We start from the raw sequence: 20,770 nt of genomic DNA, 5'->3' as shown, positions 1-20,770 counted from the left end.
TGAATGAATGGAATAGGCACAATGATCAAGAAACTGAGTCTTTGCGCATTGTCGGTACTTGCTGCATTACCGATTGGAACGCTGGCACAGGCCGCTGACAACGATATGCAGTTACAGCAGGTGTTAATGTTCAGCCGCCATAACCTGCGTGCACCGCTTGCGGATAACGGCAGCGTGCTGGCGCAATCCACCAAAAAAACCTGGCCGGAGTGGGATGTGCCGGGTGGACAGCTGACCACTAAAGGCGGCGTGCTGGAAGTGTACATGGGTAACTATACCCGTCAGTGGCTTGCTCAGCAGGGGCTGGTAAAAAATGGCGTTTGTCCGGACAGCAACAGCGTCTTTGTCTACGCCAACAGCCTGCAGCGTACCGTGGCGACGGCTCAGTTCTTCGTAAATGGTGCCTTCCCGGGCTGTGACATTGCTGTGACTCACCAGGATGAAATGGGCAGCATGGATCCGGTATTTAATCCGGTTATTACAGACGGGAACGAAGAATTCATTAAGAAAGCGCTGGCCGGAATGACCGCTGCCAACGAAAAGCTGTCACTGAAACCCGCTTTTCAGCGGCTCGAGAAGATTGTTGACTACAAATCCTCTCCTGCCTGTAATAACAAAAAGCAGTGCGATCTGAGCAATGGCCAGAACACCTTTATCGTTGAAAACGGCAAAGAACCCGGCGTGAACGGGCCACTAAAAGTGGGCAATTCGCTAATGGATGCCTTTACGCTGCAATATTATGAAGGCTTCCCGCTGGACCAGGTCGCCTGGGGACAAATCAAAACCCCTGAACAGTGGCAGGCACTATCCGCTATTAAAAATGGCTATCAGGACACGCTGTTTACCACGCCTGAGGTTGCACGCGACGTTGCCGCGCCACTGGTGGACTACATTCGCAGCCAGCTGATCGATCAGGAAAAGTCAGACTCACCTAAAGTTACGCTGATGGTCGGGCATGACTCCAACATTGCGTCACTGCTAAGTGCGTTACAGGTTAAGCCTTATGACTTACCTGAGACCTACGAAAAAACGCCAATCGGCGGTCAGGTGGTGTTTGAACGCTGGCACGATGCGAAAAACAATAAAGATCTGCTTAAAATCGAATACGTTTATCAGACCGCCGATCAACTGCGCGATGCAGAGGTTCTGAGCCTTAAGAAGCCGCCTAAGCGCGTTACGCTTCAACTGGCGGGTTGCCCGACAGACGCTAATGGATACTGCAGCTGGGATCAGTTTGCCCAGGTGCTGAACAGCGCACTACAGGGTACGGCGCTGCAACCTGCTGCGGAAGCCCAGCCGGCACAGCCTGCGACTGCGGCGAAACCTGAGGATGCGAAAGCGGCCACGGCGGGCGATGCGGCGCAAAAGGCGGATGCTGATAAGGCGGCCGCCGACAAAGCCGCCGCGCAGAAAGCGGCTGATGAGAAGGCCAAAGCGGATAAAGCGGCTGAAGAAAAGGCTAATGCTGACAAGGCGGCTGCGCAGAAAGCCGCAGACGAAAAGGCCAAAGCAGATAAGGCTGCCGCGCAAAAAGCGGCTGATGAGAAGGCTAAGGCCGACAGCAGTGCGGCCCCGGCTGGCAGCAGCAATGCGCCTGGCAGTAATGCGCAGACCAAAGCTGAAACCGGTGAGGCGAAGCAACCCGCTACCGCCAACTGATCCTGCACAATACCTGAAAAGAAAAAACCCCGTCGAGACGGGGTTTTTTATTGCCGGAATCAACCGGCCTGGCCTGCAACGACCACCAGCTTCTGGTTAGCAAACTCTTTAATGCCGAGATCGGACAATTCACGTCCATAGCCCGAACGTTTAACGCCGCCAAACGGCAGCTCAGCCGAGGTATCGCTTTGCGAGTTAATAAAGACCATGCCGGTTTCGATCGCCGATGCCAGCTTGCGGCCACGCGCAATGTCCTGTGTCCACACCGAACCGCCTAGCCCATAGTGCGAATCATTGGCCAGCGCCACCGCTTCTGCGTCGTTAGCCACCACGTACATTTGCGCGACGGGGCCAAAGAACTCCTCAAAGTAAGCAGGATTGTCGCGCGTGATGTGGGTCAGGACCGTGGGCTGATAGAAGCAGCCCACGCCTGCCACGGCTTTACCGCCGGTGATCAGACGGGCACCTTTCGCCACTGCCTCATCAACCTGTTTTACCAGACGATCGCGTGCGTCGGCGGAGGAAAGGGGGCCGAGCGTGGTTTTTTCATCCAGCGGATCGCCCAACGTTGCGGCATTCATTGCCGCGCTGAACTTATCGATAAAGGTATCCGCAATTTTCTCATTAAGGATAAAGCGCTTAGCGGCCGTACAAACCTGACCGCAGTTGCTCAGACGCGCCTGCACGCCCTGGCGTACGGCTTCATCCAGGTCGGCGTCCTCAGTTACCACGAAGACATCGTTGCCGCCCAGTTCCAGCGTCGATTTTTTCAGATGCTTACCAGCCTGTTCTGCGACAGCACTTCCGGCACGTTCGGATCCGGTCAGTGCTACGCCCTGAACACGATCGTCGGCAATCAGTTCCGCCACCTGATCGGTAGAAATGAACAGGTTAGTCCAGGCCCCTTCGGGTGCGCCGGCTTCCCTGACCAACTTCTCGAATACGTCAGCACAATGCGGGACAATGTTGGCATGCTTGGCCAGTACAGGGTTTCCCAGCGCCAGGTTGGGTGCCAGCACGCGCATTAGCTGATAATACGGGAAGTTCCAGGGCTCAACCGCCACCAGCACACCGATAGGATGATATTCAACCCAGGCTTCGCCCAGTTCACTGTCATAAGGTTGTGGCTTAAGAATGCGCTCCGCATGCTCGGCATAGTACCGCGCAATCTGGGAACAGATCTGCACTTCACCGCGGCTTTGGCCTATTAGCTTGCCCATTTCTTTACTGGCAATGGCAGCCAGTTCTTCCGCACGGTCATCAATCAGATCAGCCAGTTTTTTCAGCACCTGGAGGCGTGGCTGGATGTCGCCTTTACTCCAGTCTGAATGATAGAGGCGGTCGGCCGTTTCCAGCGCATGACTTACCGCCGCGCTGTCGTGGGAAGGCCAGCTTTTCATTAACTGGTTGTTTGCAGGGTTGATGCTTTGATAGGAAGACATAGAGTGCTCCTTGGTCAGCGATAAAAAAAGCATGGCGGGATAGCCCGCCATGCTGCTAAACGTTCTTTCGTTCTACCGTTTTGTCGTCCCAGGTAAGGACATCCTGGTTGGTTTTTTCAAATGCACGGATTAATACGTCGTCACTGCCCTGTTGCCGCCAGATTTCTTCAGCAAGGCGTTCGTCATAATTGGCGACTTCGAAAATGGCCTCGGCAATTTCAGGTGAGGTGTGACGTAAGCTGGCCCATTCGCCAACATGGTGGGCTTTTGCCTGACTATTCGACATAACGATCTCCTTCCGGGCGTTTAATCCTTAAGTTTTGCTGCCAGTCCGGCAACGTGTTCACCCTGAAAACGGGCGATGATCAATTCTTCTTCCGTAGGCTGACGTGAGCCATCTCCTCCTGCCAGCGTGGTTGCGCCATAAGGCGTGCCGCCCCGCACCTGAGAAATGTCAAACATCTCTTTCGTGCCGTAGCCGATCGGAACGATAACCATGCCGTGATGGGCGAGGGTGGTCCAGACGGAGGTAATGGTTTGCTCCTGGCCGCCGCCTGTACCCGTTGAGGCAAAGACGCTGGCGATTTTGCCGTACAGCGCGCCGGATGCCCACAGGCCGCCTGTGCGGTCCCAAAACGTACGCATCTGACCGGACATATTACCGAAACGGGTAGGTGTGCCGACAATAATGGCGTCGTATTGCGGCAATATCTCAGGCGTGGCTTCAGGCGCGGACTGTTGCGTTTTACCGCCAACGTCTGCAAAGCGGTCAGCGTCCATAGTCTCAGGAATGCGCATCACGTCTACCTGCGCACCCGGTACCTTGCGGGCGCCCTCTGCCACGGCGTTAGCCATGGTTTCAACATGTCCATACATTGAATAGTACAGCACCAGAATCTTGGCCATTGGTCTCTCCGGGGGTTATTCAACACACCCAAAAGTATAGAAGAGCTTTGAACAACTGCTGGTACGCACTCGGCCTAACGGCTTAAAAAACGCTGAAAATGGGGTTTTGTTGGGGTTAATATTCTAATTCCAGGGCGATTCTTAGCGTTTGCTCTGTTTCTAAATGTAAATTTCTGCCTGAAAGCCCTGAAAGCCCTGAAAGCCCTGAAAGTTATTTAATTCGGGGGGGCAACATGTCGTCGCGCATCCTTCCTGGAATATGACTCATCAAAGCCTGTCCGTTTACAAAGGCGGCTCAATGAAAGATGCTAAGGCGTGCAACGGAAGCGGTAAGACATGATGCCGCGCCTGACCGGATTCATTCCGGGCGGAAAGGTAAAGTGGCCCATTACCGATGGCGGCAGCGCGTTTTATTCGTCTTCAGGGTCAGCGCGTCGGCGAGTGACATTGCATTACCCGGCATCGCCGATCACAATAGCGCCTGAATCAATCAGGCAGGTGAACTATGTCGACTACGACGCGCAGACTGACCGTGCGTATAACGCGTCAGGAATGGGTACTTATTTTCATTACGATGATCTGGGGCGGGACGTTTTTAGTGGTACATCGGGCGATGCAGCACTCAGGCCCGTTTTTCTTTGTTGGGTTGCGGTTTGCCACTGCGGCCATCCTGCTGGCGCTCTTTTTTCGCCGTTACCTTGCCGCAATCAGCTGGACTGAAATAAAAGCGGGAACGCTTATCGGCCTGACCATTGCCGCGGGTTACGGTCTGCAGACATGGGGAATGCAGACCATCTCCAGCAGCCAGTCGGCCTTTCTGACCGCCTTATACGTTCCGGTTGTGCCGCTTTTACAATGGCTGTTCCTGCGGCGTCCACCTCCGTTAATGGCATGGCTGGGTATCTTACTGGCGTTTTGCGGCTTAATACTGGTTGCGGGGCCGCAGGACGGAAGGGTGGTGCTCAATCAGGGTGAGATTGCCACGCTTATCAGTACCCTGGCGATTGCGGGCGAAATTATTCTTATCAGCCGCTTTGCCGGTCATGTTGATGTTCGTCGTGTGACCTTTATACAGCTTACCGTCGCTTCACTCTGTGCCTTCTGCTTTATGCTTCCCAACGGGGAAACGTTGCCTGCCCTGTCGACGCCGTTATTGCTCAGCGCATTAGGTCTGGGTGCCGCCAGTGCGCTTATCCAGGTGACGATGAACTGGGCACAACGCAGCGTGTCGCCCACGCGGGCAACGGTTATTTACGCCGGAGAGCCGGTATGGGCGGGCGTGGTCGGGCGCATCGCCGGCGAACGTTTGCCGGCAGCCGCGATACTTGGTGGCGCTTTTATCGTCTGCGGCGTGATTATCAGTGAACTGCGTCTGAAGCGCCGCAAAGCGATACCCTCAGCCTCTTCGCGGGACGAATGAAGGTCGAAAGGATGACGCGAAGGCGCGAGTCGGTTATTGCGCCTGTTCTGAGAGAGATGTTGTCGTTGTGCGTGTTACTGACATTACCGCAGCGTTTAAACCTTCACTGTTATCACGTGGCAAATTCATGAGCTTGCTGTGATACACAGTGTCAGGCGAGGGGAACCCTATGAAAAAGGAACAATCAGTGCCCACGCGCCGCTCAGTGGCCGTCGCTGCCAAACGGGCTGCTATTCTGGAGGCCGCGCTGAGCTTTTTTTCCCAGTTTGGCATCCACGGTACGCGGCTGGAAAAAGTCGCTGACCGCGCCGGTGTCTCTAAAACGAATTTGCTGTACTACTATCCTTCCAAAGAAGCGCTCTATATTGCTGTGTTGAAAGAGATCCTGGATGTCTGGCTGGCGCCCCTGCGTGCACTGAGCCACGATCAGGATCCTTTGAGAGCCATTCGGCACTATATCCGCCTAAAACTTGAAGTCTCGCGGGACCATCCGCAGGCATCAAGGCTGTTTTGCCTGGAAATGCTCCAGGGGGCGCCCCTGTTGAAAGGTGAACTGGCGGGGGATTTAAAACAACTTATGGATGATAAAACAGCGATTATACAGCGCTGGATAGCCGAAGGACGGCTGGCGGGTATTCAGCCCCAACACCTGATTTTTATGCTCTGGGCAACCACGCAGCACTACGCCGATTTTGCCAGTCAGGTTGAAGCCATTACGGGAAACAGGCTCACTAATCCGCTGTTTTTTGAAGAAACGGTAGAGAACGTTCAGCGCATTATTATTGAAGGTATTCGGGTGCGTTAAAAGAACAAGGCCATACTGAATACAGGAATAAACACTGGAGCGGGCTGATGGATTCTGTTTCACAATGCGTACTGGGCGCGTCAGTAACCCTGGCGGTGATGGGCCGCCGTGTTCCGGCCTGGCAGGCCGCCATTATCGGCGCGGCCTGTGGAACGTTGCCGGATCTTGATGTCTTTCTCGATCACGGTGATGCTATCCGCAATATGACGCTGCACCGAACCGAAAGCCATGCGCTGCTTTATCTGACGCTGCTTTCCCCCTTAGTGGCCTGGCTGGTTGCACGGCTTTGTCGTGCCGGGCCAGCATGGACGGCCTGGTGGCCCGCCATCTGGCTGGCGCTGATCACCCATCCTCTTCTCGATCTGATGACGGTATATGGCACGCAACTGGGATTACCGCTTACCGATCATCCTTACGCGATCGGCAGCATATATATTGTCGATCCGCTTTATACCTTACCGCTGCTCGTTGGCTTAGCGGTGGCGTTGTGGCGTCGCAGCGATCGGGGATTGCGCTGGAACCGCGCGGGACTGGCATTGAGCTCGGCCTATCTCGTCTGGAGCGTGCTGATTCAGCAGGTCGCGGACGGGCAGATCAAACAGTCACTTGAACAGCAGGGCATTGCAACAAACAAGGTGCTGGTCACGCCCACGGCGCTAAATACCCTTGTCTGGCGTAGCGTCATTATCACGCCCGATCGTTATGGGGAAGCTTACTGGTCTTTGCTGTCGCCGCGGCGTCCCGTTACGGTGACCTGGCGGCCCCGTCATCCTGAATTATTTGCATCATTCAAGGGGAACTGGTTTGCCGAGCGCATTGCGTGGTTCAGCCACGGCTTTTATGCCATGAGTGAGCGCGATGGACAGGTCACCATCGCCGATTTGCGTATGGGCGACGATGACCGCTACACCTTCACCTTTGGTTTGGGAACGGCACAGCGTCCGGATGCCCGGCCGCAGCGCCTCCCGTCCGCCGGGCGCACGTTGAAGCGCACGTTCAGCCATATTGCTGAGCAGTTATAAAAAAAAAGCCCGACTTTTGTCGGGCTTTCTTCATGCTGGGGATTAACGGCGCGTGCGTTTACGCAGCTGCCAGCCGATGGCCAGCAGGATAAACCATAATGGCGTCACCATTAATGCCTGACGTGTATCCTCCTGTAGCGTGAGCAGGACGAGAATAAACACGAAGAAGGCCATACAAACCCAACACATGAATTTACCCAACGGCATTTTAAAGTTAGATGCCGCATGGCGTTCCGGAAATTTTTTGCGATAGGCCAGATAGCTGCACAGGATGATGGTCCAGACGAACATAAACAGAATGGCCGAAACCGTGGTGACCAGAGTAAAGACGGTCATCACATCCGGAATCAGGTAAATCAGCGCTACGCCGCACAGCAAACAGAAGCAGGAGAAGAACAGGCCGGTCGTGGGAACGGCGCGCGCAGATAACCGCCCAAAAGCCCGACTGGCAACGCCCTGCTGTGATAAGCCATACAGCATGCGACTAGTCGAGAAAATGCCGCTGTTAGCCGATGAGGCGGCAGATGTTAATACCACGAAGTTCACGATACTTGCCGCCGCCGGAAGACCAATTAAAACAAACATCTCAACGAACGGACTGCGATCGGCCATCACTTCTGTCCAGGGCGTGACAGACATGATTACCATCAGTGCCAGGACATAAAACATAATGACGCGCAAGGGAATCGCGTTAATGGCGCGCGGTAAGACCTTGTGCGGATCCTGTGTTTCGGCGGCGGCCGTACCGACCAGCTCAATGCCGACAAAGGCAAACACAGCGATCTGAAACCCGGCAAAAAATCCGCTCAGTCCTTTGGGAAACATACCGCCGTGATCCCAGATATTACTCAGGGCTGCGGTACCGCCACCGGGAGAAGGATAGTGGAGTGAAACCAACACGATTCCGGTCACAATTAAGGCGACAATCGCCACAATTTTGATGATGGCGAACCAGAATTCCATCTCACCAAACATCTTCACCGTGGCGATATTCAACGCCAAAAAGACAAAGACGCACAACAGCGCACTCATCCAGATGGAGAACCCTGGAAACCAGAGCTGGAAGTAGGCGCTGATAGCCACCACGTCGGCGATACCGGTGACCACCCAACAGAACCAGTATGTCCAACCAGTGAAGTAGCCCGCCCACGGCCCAAGTAAGTCGGCCGCAAAATCGCTAAAGGATTTGTATTCCAGATTCGACAGCAGCAATTCGCCCATTGCGCGCATGACGAAAAACAGCATAAAGCCGATGATCATATAGACGAAAATGATGGACGGGCCGGCCAGACTAATGGTTTTTCCCGAGCCCATAAACAGACCCGTTCCGATAGCGCCGCCGATAGCGATGAGCTGGATATGCCGGTTATGCAGATTACGCCGCAATGTGTCTGAGCCTTGCGGGCTCTGCGTGTGGTGAGAGTGATCAACCATGAAATTGTCTTTCCTGTCTTGATGTTGTGTCAGCTCTGATGGCTGTTGAGGATGACTGAGTGTCTGAAACAATTGGGCATAAGATAGAGGAAGTAAGGATAAAAACGGTAATCATTTTTTAACAATATCAGACAACATACTCATCAAAAGAGCATTTTTGCTTCCAGCAGGCGGTTTTTACGTCAGATTAGGTAATATTTCATCACCTTGTGTTATCTCCGGGGCAGACAACGCACGGCGCTTCTACACTTCCTCATTATTGGTTGTTTCACATCAGAGGCATTATGCGCACGCTTGTCCTGCTTATTATCATGACCGGACTGGGGTGGATGAGTTTGCCCTGGCTGAAACAGCACTTACCCCCGCAGTTTAATCCGTTCACGCCTCTGTCGGTGACCGATCCGCCAGGCTGGATGACGCGGCTGAAAATCAAGCGTCTGCAAAATGATCCTGCCGCCTGTCTTGACGTCATGCGTCGGGCAGAGCAGGCGGGACGGGTGAGTTTCAGCCAGCAACCAGCCATCGCCGGCCAGTGTCCGCTAGCTCAGCCGCTGAGAGTGCAAAAAATGGGCGCAGTATCACTCAGCAGCAGCTTTCTGGCCAGCTGTCCCATGGCCGTTGCGGCCACCCTGTATGTGGTTCACAGCAGTCAGCAGATTCTTCAGCAGTCGGGCACCCGGCTGGTGGGCATTGAGCATGTTGGCAGTTATGCCTGTCGTAATATCTATCACCGAACTCAGGGGCGACTAAGCGAACATGCCACTGCTGACGCCTGGGATATAACGGCCTATCGTCTGGCCAATGGTCAGCGGCTGGTGGTCAGTCAACACTGGCAGCAACCTGAAGAGAAAGCGCTATTACTTCACGGATTGTGGCGAACAGGTTGTCACTTTTTTGGTAATGCGCTTGGGCCGGATTATAATACTGCGCATGCAACACATTTTCATTTTGGCATGCGTGGGGCAGGTTATTGCAGATAGTAACAGGACAGCGCTGAGGGTAATTACGGGGTTTTTATTTCTTATTATCCAGCATAAAAAATATGCGACTATTTCGGTTTTTCAGGCTTCGATTTTTTTATTAACATTATATCCGGGTATGCAACCTTTTTTATGTGTGGCGTTGTGCCTTGCAGCGAATAGACGTTATTTAATGCATGTGGGATAATGAATTCTGAGGTCGTTGCCGTGTTTTAATTTTATTAACATTCCGATATTTTATTGTGATATTTTTTTCTTATTAAATACGTTATTGATTGTTTTTTACAGGCTGTATTTTACCCCCGCTCAGACAATATGTTAAGTTAATTCATGTCTGATATTTTATCCTGGGGCAACAATATGAACAGCTTCTTTCTTATCAGGGAAAAGACATTCTCTTTGCGTCACGCGTTTCACTTAAGGTCGTGCATCACGCTTGAGCAGAGCCAAAAGGGTAGGGCGCCAGGCGCGGTAAGGGACGCGTTTTCGGCAGAGATCATGTTACCCGGAGGTTTGAATAACGCCACATTTGATGTCAGCGATACTGCAGCATGTTCTTTTTTAGGCTTTGCCTTGAACGTTTAATCAGCAATGATGATGCATAAAAGGTGTACATTGACCCGTTGCGGGTATCAAATGGGTCATCCAGGAAAATAATAAGTTGCGGACCGCAACTTCTTTAGTATTATTTTTCAATGCTGGCTGCGTTTAAAGATTGAAAAAATATAAGAAAAATCCTATTATTCTGCCCATCACGCGTTGCCTGAATTGCCAGCAGCATTCTTTTATCCCTGGTTTTGGCATTTTGCCCGTAACGGGTCCTGAAAACCAAATGAAAATAAAGCTTTTTTTGATGTGCTGACACAGGGTAAATTCATTTCTGATGCAAAGATATCAAGCACGTAGTGGAAGTTGAGGCAATATGACAAGTGAAGATTATTTTTCCTGGCGGACTGAGACTGAAAATCATTTTCAGGCACTGGCGACGACCCAACAATTAAAGGGGCTCCTGCAGGATTATATCCAGTCACTGGGTTTCGATTATTTCGCTTTTTTTATCCAGCACCGCGTTCCTTTTACCCGACCACGTGTTTATTTACATGACACTTATCCTAAATTATGGATTAAACGTTATAAAGAGCAGAATTATTATGCGATCGATCCCGTGTTGCAGCTTTGCCTGCGCTCAGGAAAAGGGGTTGAGTGGACGCCTGAGCTGTTTAGCTCGGCAAAAGAAATGTGGCAGGATGCGTGTAATTTTGGGCTCCTGAGCGGATTTTCGTGTTCTGCAATGGCATCAAATCGCGCCGTTGGTATATTATCTATAGGATCAAAGCGTCCCTTTATTACTGGCAGCCGGCGAGTTGAGCTCGAGGTAAAGCTGCATTTTTTGGCTGAGCAAAGCCTGTCCTTATTCGAACGCCTGAATGATGAAGCACTGATGGTCCAGGGAAATGATTTTAGTCAGCGTGAGCTCGAAATTTTGAGATGGACTGCTGAAGGCAAAACGTCACAAGAAATTTCACTTATTTTGTCGATTTCTGAGCACACCGTAAATTTTTACCAAAAAAATATGAAAAAACGTTTTAATGTTTCTAATAAAACTCAAATTGCATGCTACGCCGCAGCAATTGGACTGATTTAAATGAAAAGCAACTGCCAACTTTAGTAGTTCCCTCGTTGAGGTCACTTGTCTACCCTGCGCTAGTGCGCTCCTGGGCAGGCGCAAAGAAATCATTGCAAACATGGGGATGTCAGAGGCGCATGATGAAAATAGTTCAAACGCAGTTAAAGGATATGCCATCTTCCTTGCTTGCCGAGCTTGGCAGTTACCGTTATAGCGTGTTTGCACGGGGTGAAGGTTGGTCGATTCCGCCGCGTCTGAGCACGCCTGGGCAAGAGTACGATCGTTTTGATCGCTCTGATGTAACCTGGTTGATCGCATGGAGTGTACGCAATGGTATCAGTGGCTGTGCGCGATTAATGCCCTGGACTGAACCCGAGCAAACGGAAGGTATCGTTTTACCGTTCAACCACGAAAAAGTCTGGGAAATGTCGCGTTTCTCAGCGCGGCTGGAGGTCGATGCTGAGTTGCCACTTACGATTCTCTGGCATGCTGTTCAACTGGCCGAAATTAGCGGTATTGAATTTATTATCAGCTCGGCCACGCCGATGCTGGAAAAGATGTTCGAGCAGCATCAGGTCGTTTATCAGCCCTTAACGCCCGGACTGATTCAGTCGGAAGATAACCTGTTTGCCATCCGTATTCCCGTCAGCCAGCCAGCACTGGCAGAAAAATACCGTGGTGCACGTCGCTTCAGCCCGGAGGAGGTTCTGCCTTCATTGGGCGTCTCGGTTAACTGGCACCCGCACGGTTGAGTTTATGCCCCCGGTGACGGGGGCATCTTAGCGTTACTGACGATAAGCCGCTTTGATTTGCTTGATCGTGTTGCTGAACACTTCCGCCTGCGGCATGTCGCCCAGGGTTTTGACGTAGCGTTCCATGTTAATGATCACTTTGCCCGCATCGGCCTGGCCCATTCCTTTCAGAATCAGTGTGATCATCATCTTCAGGCAAGCCACTTCATCAGATAATTTTTGCGTTTCCTGCGAGGTCGCGAAATCTTCATCGCTCATGAATTTCTCCTTGGTGGTTAACGTCGTCTCTTATTCGGTACGCACAGCAATCCGAGAGTATACCACAGGGGATTACGCTTGCTGAGTGCATCACGACAGCAGGCGTTCCCGCCTGACTTTGTTCAGTTAAATTTATTAATCACGTGCAGGAATGGTCAGGTCAAAAAAACAGACAGCAATGTCAGGAAGATGATTAATTGAGACGTTATGTTTTTTTTAACTTCATGAAAAGACTATTTTTTTAAAAATCCCATTGCAGTAGCTGTTTTTTGGGATGGGCTTTCCAATAACCCAGGATTTGCATTGATATAAATCATTGAAAGCTCTCCTTCCACGACTTTGTATATGTGCTTTTAATGCAAAAACGGGTATGATTGCCGCTTGCAATCGTTAAATGCTACCTCTTATTAGCTGCGGAGTGCTTCGCGTTGATCACTGTCCTTCTTGTCGATGACCATGAACTGGTACGTGCCGGTATCCGCCGTATTCTCGAAGATATTAAAGGTCTGGTGATCGCTGGCGAAGCCTGTTGTGGTGAAGATGCCGTTAAGTGGTGCCGTGCTAATCAGGTTGATGTCATTTTAATGGATATGAACATGCCGGGCATCGGCGGGCTGGAGGCGACGCGAAAAATCGTGCGCTACAACCCTGATATCAAAATCATCATGCTGACTATCCATACTGAAAACCCCCTGCCGGCAAAAGTCATGCAGGCTGGTGCCGCAGGTTATCTCAGTAAGGGCGCAGCGCCACAGGAAGTGGTAAACGCGATTCGCTCGGTCAACGCCGGGCAGCGCTACATTGCATCGGACATCGCTCAACAAATGGCGCTTAGCCAGATTGAGCCACAAAAAGCCGAATCTCCCTTCAGCTGTTTGTCGGAAAGGGAATTGCAGATTATGCTGATGATCACCAAGGGGCAAAAGGTGACGGAAATTTCCGAGCAGCTTAATCTCAGTCCTAAAACCGTTAACAGCTACCGTTACCGGATGTTCAGCAAACTGAATATCAGTGGCGATGTAGAGTTAACGCATCTGGCCATCAGACATGGCCTGTATAATGCGGAGCCGTTAATAAGTAGTGAGTGACCTCTTTAATCCCAAAATCTTTCTGAGTACGGTCACCAGTGAACCCGGCGTATACCGGATGTATGACGCTTCCGGAACGGTTATCTATGTCGGCAAAGCCAAAGATCTGAAAAAGCGGCTTACGAGCTATTTTCGTACGAACGTTGGCAGCCGAAAAACCGAAGCGCTGGTGAGTAACATCCATCACATCGATGTCACCGTAACCCATACTGAAACCGAAGCGTTGTTGCTTGAGCACAATTACATCAAGCTTTATCAACCGCGCTACAACGTTCTGTTGCGCGACGATAAATCCTACCCCTACATTTTTCTCAGCAGCGATGTTCATCCTCGCCTGGCGATGCATCGGGGCGCGAAACACGCGAAAGGCGAATATTTCGGCCCGTTCCCCAATGGCTACGCGGTACGAGAAACGCTGGCGCTGCTGCAAAAAGTGTTTCCTATCCGTCAATGCGAGAACAGCGTGTATCGCAACCGTACGCGCCCCTGCCTGCAATACCAGATTGGCCGCTGCCTTGGTCCCTGTGTTGCCGGGCTGGTGAGTGAGGAAGAGTACGCACAGCAAACGGATTACGTGCGGCTTTTTCTGGCGGGTAAGGATGATCAGGTGCTGAATTTACTGGTCCGCCGTATGGAAGATGCAAGCCATGCCCTGCGGTTTGAAGAAGCGGCACGCCTGCGCGACCAGATCCAGGCCGTCAGGCGCGTCACCGAAAAACAGTTTGTGTCTAATCAGGGCGACGACCTGGATGTGATTGGCGTGGCCTACGATGCCGGTATGGCCTGTTTACACGTGCTGTTTATTCGTCAGGGTAAAGTGTTGGGAAGCCGAAGCTATTTTCCAAAGGTGCCCGCCGATACCGATCTGGCGGAAGTCGTGCAAACCTTTGTGGGGCAGTTTTATTTGCAGGGTAGCGAAATGCGGACGCTGCCCGGTGAAATTTTGCTGGATTTCACCTTACCTGAGCGCGAACTGCTGTCTGAGTCGCTGACCGAATTAGCCGGGCGTCGGGTGAATATTCAAAGTAAACCTCGTGGTGATCGCGCGCGCTATCTCAAACTGGCACGAACCAATGCCGGTTCGGCATTAAAAACCCGTCTGTCTCAGCACTCGACCATTCATCAGCGTCTCACTGCGCTAGCCGAGTTTCTGGAGTTGGATAAAATCACCCGGATGGAGTGTTTTGATATCAGCCATACCATGGGAGAGCAGACCATCGCGTCCTGTGTCGTGTTCGATCAAAACGGTCCCCTCCGTGCCGATTATCGCCGCTATAACATTGCCGGCATCACGCCTGGTGATGATTATGCAGCGATGAATCAGGTGCTGCGTCGCCGTTATGGAAAAGCGATTGAGGAAGAGAAGATCCCCGATGTCATTTTGATCGACGGCGGTAAAGGCCAACTGGCTCAGGCAAAGCAGGTTTTTGCCGAACTGGACGTGAGCTGGGATAAATCACGTCCCATTTTACTGGGCGTGGCAAAAGGCACCGATCGCAAAGCCGGTCTTGAAACGCTGTTTTTCGAGGCGGAGGGCGAGGGGATTTCCCTGTCGCCTGATGCACCAGCGCTGCACGTGATTCAGCATATTCGTGATGATGCTCACAATCATGCTATTTCAGGGCACCGTAAAAAGCGGGCCAAAGTGAAAAATACCAGTGCTCTGGAAAGCATTGAAGGTGTGGGGCCAAAACGACGCCAGCAGTTGCTTAAGTACATGGGGGGCCTGCAACCGCTGATGAATGCATCGGTGGAAGAGATCGCGAATGTCCCTGGCATATCCCATGCTTTGGCGGAAAAAATCTACTACTCGTTGAAACACTAGCATTGAAACAGGGTGGGCAATGTAGGAACATACGTTAAACACCACCCAATCCAGACAGTTACCAGCATATGCAATTTAACATTCCGACCTGTCTTACCCTGTTTCGCGTCGTTCTTATTCCGTTCTTTGTGCTGGCTTTCTATCTGCCGTTCCACTGGGCGCCATTTGTTACCGCGTTGATCTTTGTTGTGGCAGCCGTGACCGACTGGTTCGACGGCTTTCTGGCGCGTCGCTGGAAGCAGACAACCCGCTTTGGCGCTTTCCTCGATCCAGTTGCCGATAAAGTCATGGTGGCAATTGCCCTGGTATTGGTTGCAGAGTACTTTCATGCCTGGTGGATCACGCTGCCAGCCGCAACGATGATTGCACGAGAAATTATTATCTCCGCGCTGCGCGAATGGATGGCTGAAATCGGCAAACGCAGCAGCGTTGCCGTTTCCTGGATTGGTAAGGTAAAAACAACGGCACAGATGTTCTCACTTTTTGCCTTGTTGTGGCGTCCGGACAGCATGGTTGTCGGTGTGGGTGTCGTTGCGTTATACATTGCGGCAGTGCTGACTTTCTGGTCGATGTTTCAGTATCTGAGCGCGGCGCGCGGGGATTTGCTCGAACCGTGATCGATACGATTTAAAAAGCAGCAAACGGACGCATTGTGGGGATAATTTTATTGACTCATCGCGTCATCTCAGTAGAATGCATCGCATCGAACGGCAGCACAGCTGCAGAAGCTAAGAAAAATCAGTAAGTTCGATGAAGTGCATTAAATATCGAGCCCTTCAGCAGGCAGTAAACTGAACGGTAAGATGATGCGGGAATAGCTCAGTTGGTAGAGCACGACCTTGCCAAGGTCGGGGTCGCGAGTTCGAGTCTCGTTTCCCGCTCCAAATTAGCAGGCCAGGATAACCTGGCAGCAGACAAGTTTAAGGCGCGTTGGCAGAGTGGCTATGCAGCGGATTGCAAATCCGTGTACCTCGGTTCGACTCCGGGACGCGCCTCCAGTTATACCTCGCCCGGGTGGTGAAATCGGTAGACACAAGGGATTTAAAATCCCTCGATCGCAAGGTCGTGCGGGTTCAAGTCCCGCCCCGGGCACCATATTGAAACATCAATAAAATCAAGTAGTAGCAGTGTCGTTTAAGCCGCCTCTTTGGGCGGTTTTTTTGTATCTGACATTCGGCAGTGGCGATGAAATGGCGATGAATTAGCGATGACATTTTTTGCTGCCACCTTTCATCACGGACCGTCAGCCCATCCTTATCCTCGTACTCTCCTGCCTTGCATAAACCTGCATTTTGGCATCCCTCAGCTTCATGCCCGCGTCGAAAACTCAAGGCCAGGTCGTTCACGAACTGAAAAGGAAAACAGATGCGTGCAGGCTGTAGTCAGCGGCATCAGCGCTAGCGTTTGAGCTTGATGGGCAACAGCCAAAAGAGCAGGGAAGCCTTCAACCGCAGGAATAAAATTAATTGCTCATTTTATGTGCTATGCTGAATTTCCGTTTCACAACTTAGGCTCACATGGACGACGATGATGAACGGCCCTATATTATCTTTACCGCAATCGGTAAAGCCGTGCTGGAACTGCTTGATGTAAAAGAAGGTTTTTTTGATTTAGAGCTTGCTGAAATACTTGAAGACTGGATGAAAGAGGAGACGAATCCACTTCAGGCGGAGGTTTACAGAATGGCGGCGGAGTTTGTCAGGGCAGGGAAGGCAGTAAATTAAAAAGGCCTGCGTTACACAGGCAGAAACTGTTACAAGGGAAAATCCAGCAGTCAATTTTGACTGACTGTGGAAGCATACAGTGATCGTGCTTTTTAGATACAACTGAATGAGATTTGATCGATAAAAGGCACGATATGCCTGTGTCAGATAGAAAAAAGCCCACTCGGATGTGGGCATAGCGAACAGGGCTATAAAGATAAGGTACTATCGATTACATTTTGATTATCGGCCGTAAAGAAGAAACCTTCAGGCATGAGTAAGAATAAAACCAGGTCGACGAGATTATTTTATAAAATATTTATATTTCAACCATTTGCTCTCTAAGTTGCGCGCTTTGCAGAGCCTGTTTCTGATAGTGATTTCGCCCGTCCTCTTCATCCATCGGTGTGCCCAAAATCTCTCTTCCGAATGCGTATCCCTGCCATGCCTTCACGGCCTCTTGCGCCGTGAAATACAAAAGTGTTTCAACAGATGCCTTTACAGCGCAAGCATGAATTTACGCGCTTCGCTAAAACAACGAGCTAAGCTTCGAATCTTGTTTTTAACATTAAACCAGAGTGTTGCCAGCGATCCGTTAAGTGGCGTTGGCGCGCGTCTTTCGAAATGAAAACAGCCGACTGTTCGCTCTGGCACAGGATGCTTTCCTGTCATCGCGATCTTAAATCAACAAAGGCGTACTTATCCCATTCAGTGCACTAACCTTGTCAATACATACCGACCAAACTGACAAGGACAAGCCGTGCCCGGACATCAAGCAGAAATCGATTTCGGTTCAGACCACATCATCATAGCGCGCCGCTACCGGGCCCTTGGGGCACTGAACGATCTCTTTATCGCGATATGGTTTTTGACAGGAAGCGTTCTTTTTTTCTTTGATTCGCTAATGACTGGCGGTACCTGGTTATTTGTGGTCGGCAGCCTTCAACTTCTGTTACGCCCGGCGATAACCCTGGCAGAGCTTATTCATGTCAAACGTGTTTATCGCTCTCGCCCTGCCACTTCGCGGTGACAGCCTGAGATAGGTGGTTCAGATGAGTCAGCCCGGCCGCTATTCTGCGGCCCGGCTGTAAGGCGGTCAGACTTAACATCGCTGCTAAAACGTTACCAGGTGCGAGCCGGTGGCGGAGGCGGTTGTTCGCCGGTTGCGGGTGGAGGGGGCGGAGGAGGGGCGTCAGCCCGAGGAGGTGGAGGCGGTGGTGGTGGACGACGATCGTGCGGCGGCGGTGGCGCGCCGCAACCCGGACCTGGCGGCGGCGGTGCGCAGGCGCTGAGCGTGGAAACGACAAAAGCAGCGGCTAAAAAGGTCAGACGACGATTCATTCTATTTCCCTTATGAAATTAACAGTAAGCTAATTGTAGACACCCGTAACTAAAAATAGGGTGGCGAAGGGGAAAAGCGAAGCGAGGAAGGCCATTTGTTTGTTTTTTGAGATACTTCTCATCTCACGATGATGATTCGGCTTTTTGTCTTCACTCCGGTTAAGGTAGCGCATCAATGTAGAGGAGTAATGTTATGAATGGCATTTTGAAATTCGTCCGCGGCTGGCTGATTTTTTCGGTTCTGTGGGGCGTCTTCATGTGGTTTATGTCATGGCAGGCGCAGGGCAAAGAGATTGGACTGGCCATTTTAATGAGCCTGTATGCCGGGTTGCTATACCAGGCACTCATCACCATGGTGGCCCGCTACAAAGCCCGCCGCCAGCAAGCCTGACTGCGGCCTGCTGCGCTCAGGCAGCAGGCCAGTGACTCAGCTCAGATTACCGGTCAAGCGGCGATGGAAATCACTGCTGCGCAGATCCAGCCCTTCTATGGTCACGTGCGTGCCATAGCGCTGGTAGCGATATTCGATTCCATCCAGCGCGGCGACGCTGGAGGCATCCCAGATTTGCGCGTGGGTGAGGTCGATAATGACGGATTTCGGATCCTGTGCGTAATCAAAGTGCTCAAACAAATCGTTGCTGCTGGCAAAAAACAGCGGCCCGCGCACGGTGTAACGCACCGACTGCCCGTCTTCGCTTAGCTGCCTTTCGGCATGAATGACATGCGCAACGCGGCGTGCAAATAACATCATCGCAACGATAACCCCGGACAGTACCCCAAGCGCGAGATTACCGGTGAGTACCGTAATGCCTACCGTCAGCACCATCACCAGCGTTTCTGACCAGGGCATCCGTTTCAGGGTTGCCGGTTGCAGGCTGTGCCAGTTTACCGTCTTGACGGCGACCACCATCATGATTCCGGCCAGAACAACCATAGGGATCTTCGCCATAATGTGGCTCAGGCCGGTGACGAGAAGCAGCAGGACCAGGCCCGCCGCAATCGTTGATACCCGACTGCGCGCTTTGCCGAGTTCTACGTTAACAATGGTCTGGCCAATCATGGCGCAGCCGGCGATGCCGCCGTAAAAGCCAGCAAAAATATTGCCTATGCCCAGCCCCCAGGATTCGCGCCGTTTGCTGGAAGGCGTGTCCGTAAGATCATCAACTAATTTGGCGGTCAGCAGCGATTCCATCAGCCCGACAAACGCAATGCTGAGCGCCGTGGGCCAGACGATTTGCAGCGTGTGGCGATCGAGCGGTACGGCTAAGGTCGTAAAGTCAGGTAAGCCGGCACTCATCGGGCCTTCATCCCCCACATCCGGTACCCGGTAACCCATCAGCAGCGCCACGCCGGTCACAACGATAATGGCGACCAGAGGGGAAGGAACACTTTTAAGCACTCGGGGCAACAGCAGCACAATCGCCAGAGTGAGTGCGAACAGAGCCCATACTACAGGCGACTGACCCCAGACATGGGGAACCTGAGCAAAGAAAATCAACACGCCAAGCGCATTCACAAAGCCGATCATCACCGAACGTGGGATATAGCGCATCGCCCGTGACATCCCGGTGACACCAAACAGAATCTGAATCAGTCCGGCCATCACGACCGCAGGCAGAATGTAGGCCACGCCATGGGCATGTACCATCGGGCCAATCACCAGCGCCACCGAACCCGCCGCCGCGGTCACCATGGCCGGCCGTCCGCCAAGAATGGACAGCGTCAGGCAAAGTACAACAGAGGCGACCAGGCTGACTTTGGGATCGACGCCCGCGATAACAGAGAAAGAGATCACTTCAGGAATCAGTGCCAGGGCCGTAATGACGCCAGCCAGACATTCTCGGGTAAGCAGTGCAGGCGAGCGCAGTACGCGCCCCACACTGATATCGTTTTCCACAACGGCGGTCGTGGCGACATCGTTTTGTTGAATCATAATGTTGTGCAGGCTCTTTTATTCATATCTTGCGCGAAAGGCAAGGAGGACTGGATATGGTGAGGGGCAGATGTTACCGATGGATAAAAGAAGAAGCCAGAGAAAGCGAAATGACTCCATCCATGGAGAAAGGACTATACCGTTAAGTCGTCAGGGGTTTTATACACCACCATCTCCAGCAGGTGACGATAAACATCCAGTGAAACTTCGTCACTTTCCAGTTCAAGACGATGAATCAGCTTAGAAATTATCGCTTTGTTATTCACAGCCATGCCTGACTGCAGAATTTCTGCAACCACCAGTCCAAGAATTTCCATATCACTGTCAGGCTTGTTACCAGCAACGGTAAAGTAGTCAGCAATCTCTTTATCAGTTTGGGGCAGTGTGTTTTGCATGTGTTAGCCTTTCAAATAGCCAGCTACCCGGGCGGACAGCAGGACAAACAGACCTAAAAGCCATCGCATAAAATACAATGGAACCCAACGCCGTAAACAGGTCGAGATAATCAAAAAAGAAACCTCTGAGGGTGGAAATCCATTACACCTTCAGAGGCGACGCAGATGCATCATTCGTTA

At 51.8% G+C, this 20,770-nt stretch carries 21 protein-coding genes and 3 tRNA genes; 17 read left to right on the top strand and 7 right to left on the bottom strand.

The window, feature by feature from the left end; translation table 11 throughout:
• Window positions 1–21: 21 nt before the first annotated feature.
• Window positions 22–1,659 carry a bifunctional glucose-1-phosphatase/inositol phosphatase gene (gene agp / locus AAIE03_RS10710; RefSeq protein WP_019106206.1) on the top strand — a complete coding sequence of 546 codons (1,638 nt, stop codon included), beginning with the start codon at window positions 22–24 and terminating at the stop codon, window positions 1,657–1,659.
• Window positions 1,660–1,718: 59 nt separating this feature from the next.
• On the opposite strand, the gene AAIE03_RS10705 is transcribed toward agp, so the two are convergent.
• From AAIE03_RS10705 to wrbA, 3 genes are read right to left on the bottom strand one after another with little or no spacing between them, the layout of a single operon-like run.
• On the bottom strand, window positions 1,719–3,101 hold the full coding sequence (locus AAIE03_RS10705; protein ID WP_024470944.1) for an NAD-dependent succinate-semialdehyde dehydrogenase: 1,383 nt from the start codon (window positions 3,099–3,101) through the stop codon (window positions 1,719–1,721).
• Between the two features lie 55 nt (window positions 3,102–3,156).
• On the bottom strand, window positions 3,157–3,387 hold the full coding sequence (locus tag AAIE03_RS10700; RefSeq protein ID WP_013025293.1) for a YccJ family protein: 231 nt from the start codon (window positions 3,385–3,387) through the stop codon (window positions 3,157–3,159).
• 20 nt (window positions 3,388–3,407) lie between these two features.
• Entirely contained in the window at window positions 3,408–4,007 is a 600-nt protein-coding gene (wrbA, locus tag AAIE03_RS10695; RefSeq protein WP_013025294.1) for an NAD(P)H:quinone oxidoreductase, read from the bottom strand.
• A 505-nt stretch (window positions 4,008–4,512) separates the two neighbouring features.
• On the opposite strand from wrbA, the gene AAIE03_RS10690 reads away from it, so the two are divergent.
• The 3 genes from AAIE03_RS10690 (at window position 4,513) to AAIE03_RS10680 (ending at window position 7,254) form a co-directional block, all read left to right on the top strand.
• A complete protein-coding gene (locus AAIE03_RS10690) occupies window positions 4,513–5,427 on the top strand; it encodes a DMT family transporter (protein ID WP_015700632.1) in 915 nt (304 codons plus the stop codon).
• Window positions 5,428–5,596: 169 nt separating this feature from the next.
• Window positions 5,597–6,232, top strand: coding sequence for an HTH-type transcriptional regulator RutR (rutR, locus tag AAIE03_RS10685; protein WP_014593360.1), 636 nt, complete (start codon window positions 5,597–5,599; stop codon window positions 6,230–6,232).
• Between the two features lie 47 nt (window positions 6,233–6,279).
• Window positions 6,280–7,254, top strand: a complete 975-nt coding sequence (locus AAIE03_RS10680; protein WP_014606162.1) for a metal-dependent hydrolase — start codon at window positions 6,280–6,282, stop codon at window positions 7,252–7,254.
• Between the two features lie 42 nt (window positions 7,255–7,296).
• Here the strand turns inward: AAIE03_RS10680 and cycA are convergent, their stop codons facing one another.
• A complete protein-coding gene (gene cycA, locus AAIE03_RS10675; RefSeq protein WP_013025298.1) occupies window positions 7,297–8,688 on the bottom strand; it encodes a D-serine/D-alanine/glycine transporter in 1,392 nt (463 codons plus the stop codon).
• A 284-nt stretch (window positions 8,689–8,972) separates the two neighbouring features.
• On the opposite strand from cycA, the gene AAIE03_RS10670 reads away from it, so the two are divergent.
• The 3 genes from AAIE03_RS10670 (at window position 8,973) to AAIE03_RS10660 (ending at window position 12,047) form a co-directional block, all read left to right on the top strand.
• Window positions 8,973–9,668, top strand: a complete 696-nt coding sequence (locus tag AAIE03_RS10670) for an extensin-like domain-containing protein (RefSeq protein WP_014593363.1) — start codon at window positions 8,973–8,975, stop codon at window positions 9,666–9,668.
• 922 nt (window positions 9,669–10,590) lie between these two features.
• Window positions 10,591–11,313, top strand: coding sequence for an autoinducer binding domain-containing protein (locus tag AAIE03_RS10665; RefSeq protein WP_498563002.1), 723 nt, complete (start codon window positions 10,591–10,593; stop codon window positions 11,311–11,313).
• 122 nt (window positions 11,314–11,435) lie between these two features.
• On the top strand, window positions 11,436–12,047 hold the full coding sequence (locus AAIE03_RS10660) for an acyl-homoserine-lactone synthase (RefSeq protein ID WP_019106211.1): 612 nt from the start codon (window positions 11,436–11,438) through the stop codon (window positions 12,045–12,047).
• Window positions 12,048–12,080: 33 nt separating this feature from the next.
• On the opposite strand, the gene AAIE03_RS10655 is transcribed toward AAIE03_RS10660, so the two are convergent.
• Window positions 12,081–12,305: a DUF2594 family protein gene (locus tag AAIE03_RS10655; RefSeq protein WP_013025302.1), complete on the bottom strand. Its 225-nt coding sequence runs from the start codon at window positions 12,303–12,305 to the stop codon at window positions 12,081–12,083.
• 428 nt (window positions 12,306–12,733) lie between these two features.
• On the opposite strand from AAIE03_RS10655, the gene uvrY reads away from it, so the two are divergent.
• From uvrY to AAIE03_RS10605, 10 genes are all read left to right on the top strand, one after another.
• Window positions 12,734–13,393: a UvrY/SirA/GacA family response regulator transcription factor gene (uvrY, locus tag AAIE03_RS10650; protein WP_013025303.1), complete on the top strand. Its 660-nt coding sequence runs from the start codon at window positions 12,734–12,736 to the stop codon at window positions 13,391–13,393.
• Window positions 13,386–15,218, top strand: coding sequence for an excinuclease ABC subunit UvrC (gene uvrC / locus AAIE03_RS10645; protein WP_013025304.1), 1,833 nt, complete (start codon window positions 13,386–13,388; stop codon window positions 15,216–15,218). The genes uvrY and uvrC overlap by 8 nt, the downstream gene beginning before the upstream one ends.
• Window positions 15,219–15,286: 68 nt before the next feature.
• Window positions 15,287–15,835 (top strand): CDP-diacylglycerol--glycerol-3-phosphate 3-phosphatidyltransferase, encoded by a 549-nt coding sequence (gene pgsA / locus AAIE03_RS10640; RefSeq protein WP_006118776.1) that lies wholly within the window; start codon window positions 15,287–15,289, stop codon window positions 15,833–15,835.
• A gap of 191 nt (window positions 15,836–16,026) precedes the next feature.
• Window positions 16,027–16,102: transfer RNA gene (locus AAIE03_RS10635), tRNA-Gly, on the top strand.
• Window positions 16,103–16,142: 40 nt separating this feature from the next.
• Window positions 16,143–16,216 (top strand) — tRNA-Cys (locus tag AAIE03_RS10630).
• Between the two features lie 10 nt (window positions 16,217–16,226).
• Window positions 16,227–16,313: transfer RNA gene (locus AAIE03_RS10625), tRNA-Leu, on the top strand.
• A 422-nt stretch (window positions 16,314–16,735) separates the two neighbouring features.
• Window positions 16,736–16,942, top strand: a complete 207-nt coding sequence (locus tag AAIE03_RS10620) for a hypothetical protein (protein ID WP_013025305.1) — start codon at window positions 16,736–16,738, stop codon at window positions 16,940–16,942.
• A 739-nt stretch (window positions 16,943–17,681) separates the two neighbouring features.
• Complete coding sequence (locus tag AAIE03_RS10615) at window positions 17,682–17,951, top strand: YrhK family protein (protein WP_013025306.1); 270 nt, start codon at window positions 17,682–17,684, stop codon at window positions 17,949–17,951.
• A 109-nt stretch (window positions 17,952–18,060) separates the two neighbouring features.
• Window positions 18,061–18,213, top strand: a complete 153-nt coding sequence (locus tag AAIE03_RS10610; protein ID WP_498563001.1) for a hypothetical protein — start codon at window positions 18,061–18,063, stop codon at window positions 18,211–18,213.
• 242 nt (window positions 18,214–18,455) lie between these two features.
• Window positions 18,456–18,653, top strand: coding sequence for a DUF6404 family protein (locus AAIE03_RS10605; protein ID WP_013025308.1), 198 nt, complete (start codon window positions 18,456–18,458; stop codon window positions 18,651–18,653).
• Window positions 18,654–18,689: 36 nt separating this feature from the next.
• On the opposite strand, the gene AAIE03_RS10600 is transcribed toward AAIE03_RS10605, so the two are convergent.
• Window positions 18,690–20,195 (bottom strand): SulP family inorganic anion transporter, encoded by a 1,506-nt coding sequence (locus AAIE03_RS10600; protein WP_014593397.1) that lies wholly within the window; start codon window positions 20,193–20,195, stop codon window positions 18,690–18,692.
• A gap of 134 nt (window positions 20,196–20,329) precedes the next feature.
• Entirely contained in the window at window positions 20,330–20,590 is a 261-nt protein-coding gene (locus tag AAIE03_RS10595) for a biofilm/acid-resistance regulator YmgB/AriR (RefSeq protein WP_013025310.1), read from the bottom strand.
• Window positions 20,591–20,770 lie beyond the last annotated feature (180 nt).

It is taken from the genome of Pantoea sp. Ae19-2 (assembly GCF_059801205.1).
This window is presented reverse-complemented; position numbering and strand designations above follow the sequence as displayed.